This is a genomic window from Streptomyces sp. MP131-18 (genome assembly GCF_001984575.1).
GTDB lineage: Bacteria > Actinomycetota > Actinomycetes > Streptomycetales > Streptomycetaceae > Streptomyces > Streptomyces johnsoniae.
In genome coordinates this window covers 6,524,208-6,531,374 of the sequence record NZ_LZNS01000001.1, presented here as the reverse complement: position 1 = coordinate 6,531,374, position 7,167 = coordinate 6,524,208, and the positions used below count along the sequence as shown (strand labels likewise).

Below are 7,167 nucleotides of genomic sequence, written 5' to 3'. Positions count from 1 at the left end.
GTGCGGAACGTCTGGGGTGGTCGCCGGGGTCAGACCGCCAGGGAGCGGTCGGTCGGGCGGATCGGGTAGGGCAGCGTGGACTCGCCGGTGAGGTAACGGTCGACGCCGCGGGCGGCGGCGCGGCCCTCGGCGATGGCCCACACGATGAGCGACTGCCCCCGGCCCGCGTCGCCCGCGACGAACACGCCGGGCGCGTTGGTCGCGTACTCGGCGTCGCGGGCGATGTTGCCGCGCGCGTCCAGGTCGAGGCCGAACTGCCGCACCAGGCCGTTCTCCTGGTCGGTACCGGTGAAGCCCATGGCGAGGGTCACCAGCTGCGCCGGAATCCGCTTCTCGGTGCCCGGCTTCGGCGTCAGCTTCCCGTCGACGAACTCGACCTCGATCAGGTGCAGCCACGCGACGTTGCCGTCCTCGTCGCCCTCGAAGTGGGTGGTGGAGACGGAGTAGACCCGCTCGCCGCCCTCCTCGTGCGCCGAGGTGACCTTGTATGTCATGGGGAACGTCGGCCACGGCTGGTGCGCGGGCCGCTCCTCGCCCGGCCTGGGCATGATCTCCAGCTGCGTGACCGAGGCCGCGCCCTGCCGGTGGGCCGTGCCGACGCAGTCGGCGCCGGTGTCGCCGCCGCCGATGACGACGACGTGCTTGCCCGCGGCGGAGATCGGGGCGGCGGTGAGGTCGCCCTCCTGCACCTTGTTGGCCAGCGGCAGGTACTCCATGGCCTGGTGCACGCCGTTCAGTTCGCGCCCCGGCACGGGCAGGTCGCGCGCGGTGGTGGCACCGGCGGCGATGACGACCGCGTCGTAGCGCTTGCGGAGCGCCGCGGCGTCGATGTCGCGGCCGATCTCGACCTCGGTGCGGAACTTGGTGCCCTCCGCGCGCATCTGCTCGACGCGGCGGTTCAGGTGCCGCTTCTCCATCTTGAACTCGGGGATGCCGTAGCGCAGCAGCCCGCCGATCCGGTCGGCCCGTTCGAACACGGCGACGGTGTGCCCGGCCCGCGTCAGCTGCTGCGCGGCGGCGAGCCCGGCAGGACCTGAGCCGATGACGGCGACGGTCTTCCCGGAAAGACGCTCCGGCGGCTGCGGGGTGACGGTGCCGGCCTCCCACGCCTTGTCGATGATGGTGACCTCGACGTTCTTGATGGTCACCGCGGGCCTGTTGATGCCGAGCACGCACGCCGACTCGCACGGCGCCGGGCACAGCCGCCCGGTGAACTCGGGGAAGTTGTTCGTGGCGTGCAGCCGCTCGCTGGCCGCCGCCCAGTCCTCGCGGTAGGCGTAGTCGTTCCACTCGGGGATCAGGTTGCCCAGCGGACAGCCGCTGTGGCAGAACGGCACGCCGCAGTCCATGCAGCGCCCGGCCTGCTTGCTGATGATCGGCAGCAGCGAGCCGGGAACGTACACCTCGTTCCAGTCCTTGACCCGGGAGTCGACGGGGCGGGCCTGGGCGACCTCGCGCTCGGTGGAAAGGAATCCCTTCGGATCAGCCATGGGTCGCCGCCTCCATCATCTTCTCGTGGGTCTCGGACTCGCTGAGTCCGGCCCGCTCGGCGGCGTCCTTGGCGGCGAGCACGGCCTTGTAGGTAGTGGGCATGATCTTGCTGAACCGGGTCAGGCTCGCGTCCCAGTCCTTCAGCAGGCGGTCCGCCACCGTGGAGCCGGTCTCCTCGGCGTGCCGCCGCACCACGTCGTGCAGCCACTGGCGGTCGGCGTCCGTCAGCTCCTCCACGGCGACGAAGCCGGGGTTGACGTGGGCCGGATCGAGGTCGACGACGTAGGCGACGCCGCCGGACATGCCGGCCGCGAAGTTCCGCCCGGTCGCGCCGAGCACCACGGCCCGGCCGCCCGTCATGTACTCGCAGCCGTGGTCGCCGACGCCCTCGGCCACGACGGTGGCACCGGAGTTGCGCACGCAGAAACGTTCACCTACCCGGCCGCGCAGGAAGATGTCGCCACCGGTGGCGCCGTAGGCGATGGTGTTGCCCGCGATGGTGGAGAACTCCGGCAGGTGGTCGGCCCCCCGGTCCGGGCGGACGATCAGCCGGCCGCCGGACAGGCCCTTGCCGACGTAGTCGTTGGCGTCGCCCTCCAGGCGCAGCGTGACGCCGCGCGGCACGAACGCTCCGAACGACTGGCCGGCCGAGCCGGTGAAGGTGATGTCGATGGTGTCCTCGGGCAGCCCGGCGCCGCCGAACCGCTTGGTCACCTCGTGCCCGAGCATCGTGCCGACGGTGCGGTTGATGTTGCGGATGGCGACCTGCGCGCGGACCGGCTGGGCGTCTTCTGGGGTGTCCGCCGACAGGGCGTCGGCGGCCAGCCGGATCAGGTCGTTGTCCAGCGCCTTGGCCAGGCCGTGGTCCTGCTCGGTGGTGCGGTGCCTGGCCGCGCCTTCGGACAGCTGCGGCACGTGCAGCAGCGGCGCCAGGTCCAGGCCCTGCGCCTTCCAGTGGTCGACGGCGCGCGAGACGTCGAGCAGCTCGGCGTGGCCGACGGCCTCGTCCAGGGTGCGGAAGCCCAGCTCGGCCAGCAGCTCGCGGACCTCTTCCGCGATGAACTCGAAGAAGTTGACCACGAACTCCGGCTTGCCGGTGAACCGCTGCCGCAGCACCGGGTTCTGCGTGGCGATGCCGACCGGGCAGGTGTCCAGGTGGCACACCCGCATCAGGACGCAGCCCGAAACGACCAGCGGTGCGGTCGCGAAGCCGAACTCCTCGGCGCCGAGCAGCGCCGCGATCAGCACGTCGCGGCCCGTCTTCAGCTGACCGTCGGTCTGGACGACGATCCGGTCGCGCAGCCCGTTGAGCAGCAGTGTCTGCTGAGTCTCGGCCAGGCCCAGCTCCCAGGGGCCGCCCGCGTGCTTCAGGGAGGTGAGCGGGGAGGCGCCGGTGCCGCCGTCGTGCCCGGAGATCAGCACCACGTCGGCGTGCGCCTTGGAGACGCCGGCCGCAACGGTGCCCACGCCGACCTCGGAGACCAGCTTCACGTGGATGCGGGCCGCGGGGTTGGCGTTCTTCAGGTCGTGGATGAGCTGCGCCAGGTCCTCGATCGAGTAGATGTCGTGGTGCGGGGGCGGGGAGATCAGGCCGACGCCCGGCGTGGAGTGCCGTGTCCTGGCCACCCACGGGTACACCTTGTGGCCCGGCAGCTGGCCGCCCTCGCCCGGCTTCGCGCCCTGCGCCATCTTGATCTGGATGTCGTCGGCGTTGACCAGGTACTCGCTGGTCACGCCGAAGCGGCCGGAGGCGACCTGCTTGATGGCGCTGCGCCGCTCGGGGTCGACCAGCCGGTCGGAGTCCTCGCCGCCCTCGCCGGTATTGGACTTGGCACCCAGCCGGTTCATCGCGATGGCCAGCGTCTCGTGCGCCTCGCGGGAGATGGAGCCGTAGCTCATCGCGCCGGTGGAGAACCTCTTGACGATCTCGCTGACCGGCTCGACCTCCTCCAGCGGCACGGCCGGGCGCTCGCCCGGCTTCAGCCGGAACAGTCCGCGGAGCGTCATCAGCCGCTCGGACTGCTCGTTCACCCGGCCGGTGTACTGCCGGAAGACGTCGTAGCGACGCTCGCGGGTCGAGTGCTGGAGGCGGAAGACCGTCTCCGGGTCGAACAGGTGCGGCTCGCCCTCGCGGCGCCACTGGTACTCGCCGCCGATCTCCAGGTTCCGGTGGGCGGGCGCCACGCCGGAGGCCGGGTACGCCTTGGCGTGCCGCGCCGCGACCTCGCGGGCCACCACGTCGATGCCGGCGCCGCCGATCTTGGTGGTGGTGCCGTGGAAGTAGGTGTCGACGAACGACTCGTCCAGGCCGACGGCCTCGAAGACCTGCGCGCCGCGGTAGGAGGCGACGGTGGAGATGCCCATTTTGGACATCACCTTCAGTACGCCCTTGCCGAGTGCCTTGATGAGGTTGCGGATGGCCTCGTCGGCCGCCATTCCGGGCAGGTAGGTGCCGCGGGCGACCAGGTCCTCCACCGACTCCATGGCCAGGTAGGGGTTGACCGCGGCGGCGCCGTAGCCGATGAGCAGCGCGACGTGGTGCACCTCGCGCACGTCCCCGGCCTCCACCAGCAGACCCACCTGGGTGCGCTGCTTGGTGCGGATGAGGTGGTGGTGCACGGCGGAGGTGAGCAGCAGCGACGGGATCGGGGCGTGCTCGGCGTCCGAGTGCCGGTCGGAGAGCACGATGAGGCGGGCGCCGTCCGCGATGGCCGCGTCGGCCTCGGCGCAGATCTCGGCGATCCGGTCGGCCAGGGCCGCCCCGCCGCCCGAGACCCGGTACAGGCCGGAAAGGGTGACGGCGCCGAAGCCCGGCAGATTGCCGTCGGCGTTGATGTGGATGAGCTTGGCCAGCTCGTCGTTGTCGATCACCGGGAAGGGCAGCGTCACGCTGCGACAGGAGGCCGCGTTCGGCTCCAGCAGGTTGCCCTGCGGGCCGAGGGACGACAGCAGGGAGGTGACGAGCTCCTCGCGGATGGCGTCCAGCGGCGGGTTGGTGACCTGCGCGAACAGCTGGGTGAAGTAGTCGAAGATCAGCCGCGGCCGGTCCGAGAGGGCGGCGATGGGCGTGTCGGTGCCCATGGAGCCGATCGGCTCGGCACCGCTCTGGGCCATCGGCGTGAGCAGGACCCGCAGCTCCTCCTCGGTGTAGCCGAACGTCTGCTGGCGGCGGGTGACCGAGGCGTGGGTGTGGACGATGTGCTCGCGCTCGGGCAGGTCGGCCAGCTCGATGAGCCCGGCTTCCAGCCATTCGGCGTAGGGCTGCTCGGCGGCCAGGGCCGCCTTGATCTCGTCGTCCTCGATGATGCGGTGCTCGGCGGTGTCGACGAGGAACATCCGGCCGGGCTGGAGCCGGCCCTTGCGGACGACGCGGGCCGGGTCGATGTCCAGGACGCCGACCTCGGAGGACAGCACGACGAGCCCGTCGTCGGTGACCCAGTAGCGGCCCGGCCGCAGTCCGTTGCGGTCGAGGACCGCGCCGACCTGCGTGCCGTCGGTGAAGGTGACGCAGGCAGGGCCGTCCCAGGGCTCCATGACCGTGGAGTGGTACTGGTAGAACGCGCGGCGGGCCTGGTCCATGGAGCCGTGGTTCTCCCACGCCTCGGGGACCATCATCAGCACGGCGTGCGGCAGCGACCGGCCGCCGAGGTGCAGCAGTTCGAGCACCTCGTCGAAGGTGGCCGAGTCGGACGCCTCCGGGGTGCAGATCGGGAAGAGCCGCGCCAGCTTCTCCGGCGGCCCGAAGACGTCACCGGCGAGCTGCGACTCGCGGGCCCGCATCCAGTTGCGGTTGCCCTGGACGGTGTTGATCTCACCGTTGTGGGCGACGAAGCGGTAGGGGTGCGCCAGCGGCCAGCTCGGGAAGGTGTTGGTGGAGAACCGCGAGTGCACCAGGGCGATGGCGCTGGTGAGACGACGGTCGGACAGGTCGGGGAAGAACGGCTCCAGCTGCCCCGTGGTGAGCATGCCCTTGTACACCAGGGTGCGCGCGGACAGCGAAGGGAAGTAGATCCCGGCCTCGCGCTCGGCGCGCTTGCGCAGCACGAAGACGGCGCGGTCGAGGGCCAGGCCGCTCTTCTCGCCCGCGGCGTCGGCGACGAACAACTGCCGGAACGCGGGCATCGTGTCGCGGGCCGCGGTGCCGAGCAGCTCGGGCGCGACGGGCACCTCGCGCCAGCCGAGCACGGCCAGTCCCTCCTCGCCGGCGATCGCGGCGACCCGGCCCATGGCAGCGGCAGCCGCTTCCGGGCCGGTGGGCAGGAAGGCCAGGCCGACGGCGTAGGAACCGGCGGGCGGCAGCACGAAGGGAACGCTGTCCCGGAGGAACGCGTCCGGGATCTGGAGGAGGATGCCGGCACCGTCGCCGGTATCGGGGTCCGAGCCGGTGGCCCCGCGGTGCTCAAGATTGCGCAGCACGGTGAGCGCCTGGTCGACCAGCTCGTGGCTGGCTTCGCCGGTGAGCGTGGCGACGAAGCCGACACCGCACGCATCGTGCTCGTTGCGCGGGTCGTACATCCCCTGCTTGACCGGGTGGGACGCAGAACGCATCGGCTCTCCCGTCGTCGTCTTGGTGTGTGACTTGTTCCGAGGGACGACGCTGGCCCTGGCGTACGTTAAATTTTCGTGCAGATTACACGATGACCCGAATCCCGGGAAGCGGATACCACTGTCCACGATGCGGACTTCGCCGCGCGAGGCCGTACCGGAGATGGCGGAATATGTCCGCCTCACATGCAAGCCTGCGCGGGCGCCTGTGCCCGCGGGCCGAGAACCACATGCCCGCCGTCAAGGAACTGAAACCACCAGGAAACAAACCTCACCCTGAAGCACGCACATGCGACATAGCGTGGTCAATTGTCGTTCGTATGGATCAGCCCAGCGATGTGCCCAGCAGGGAGCCCAGCGCGTAGGTCAGGCCCGCCGCCGCGGCGCCGAGCCCGAGCTGCCGCAGCCCGCTGAACCACCACGGCCTGGCCGTCACCCGGGCGACGGCCGCGCCGCACAGGAAGAGGCCGAGCAGCGCCAGCAGCACCGCGGGCCACAGCGCCGTGGCCCCCATCAGGTAGGGCAGCAGGGGCAGCACCGCCCCCGCGGCGAAGGAGCCGAACGAGGAAACCGCCGCCACGGTCGGCGACGGCAGGTCACCCGGCGCGACGCCCAGCTCCTCGCGCGTGTGGATCTCCAGCGCCTGCTCCGGGTCGGCCGACAGCTGCCGGGCGACCTCCCGGGCGAGGCCCGGCTCCACCCCGCGCCGCACGTAGACGTCGGCCAGCTCGGCCAGCTCGTCGTCCGGGTGCCGGCTCAGCTCCCGGCGTTCCACGTCGATCTCGGCCAGGACCAGCTCGCGCTGGGACGCCACCGAGGTGTACTCCCCCGCCGCCATGGAGAACGCGCCGGCCGCCAGGCCGGCCGTGCCCGCCACGGCGATGGCCTGGGAGGAGGCGGAGCTGCCGGCGACGCCGCTGATCAGCCCCAGGTTGGAGACGAGCCCGTCCATGGCGCCGAAGACGGCCGGCCGCAGCCAGCCGCCGTTCACATCGCGGTGGCTGTGGTGCGCCTCCGCTCCCGCCATGTCCGGTGCCTCCCGACTCCTCACGATTGCGTGCAACGCACCCGGCGGCCGACGCATTCCCCGGCCGGGCCCCGGCATGCGGCGCGGCCCGGCGGAGCCGGGCC

General features: G+C 71.6%; 3 protein-coding genes. All 3 read right to left on the bottom strand.

Going from position 1 to position 7,167, the window contains the following annotated elements:
* Positions 1–29: 29 nt before the first annotated feature.
* Complete coding sequence (locus tag STBA_RS29135; protein WP_077062046.1) at positions 30–1,490, bottom strand: glutamate synthase subunit beta; 1,461 nt, start codon at positions 1,488–1,490, stop codon at positions 30–32.
* The gene (gene gltB, locus STBA_RS29130) at positions 1,483–6,039 is read right to left on the bottom strand and encodes a glutamate synthase large subunit (RefSeq protein ID WP_077062045.1); all 4,557 of its coding nucleotides are present in this window, start codon (positions 6,037–6,039) and stop codon (positions 1,483–1,485) included. Before gltB ends, STBA_RS29135 begins: the two co-directional genes overlap by 8 nt.
* Positions 6,040–6,361: 322 nt before the next feature.
* On the bottom strand, positions 6,362–7,063 hold the full coding sequence (locus tag STBA_RS29125; protein WP_077062044.1) for a VIT1/CCC1 transporter family protein: 702 nt from the start codon (positions 7,061–7,063) through the stop codon (positions 6,362–6,364).
* Positions 7,064–7,167: the final 104 nt, after the last annotated feature.

Coding starts and splice junctions, on each gene's coding strand:
- gltB (WP_077062045.1), bottom strand. CDS start 6,039: ATGCGTTCTGCGTCCCACCCGGTCAAGCAGGGGATGTACGACCCGCGC.
- STBA_RS29125 (WP_077062044.1), bottom strand. CDS start 7,063: ATGGCGGGAGCGGAGGCGCACCACAGCCACCGCGATGTGAACGGCGGC.
- STBA_RS29135 (WP_077062046.1), bottom strand. CDS start 1,490: ATGGCTGATCCGAAGGGATTCCTTTCCACCGAGCGCGAGGTCGCCCAG.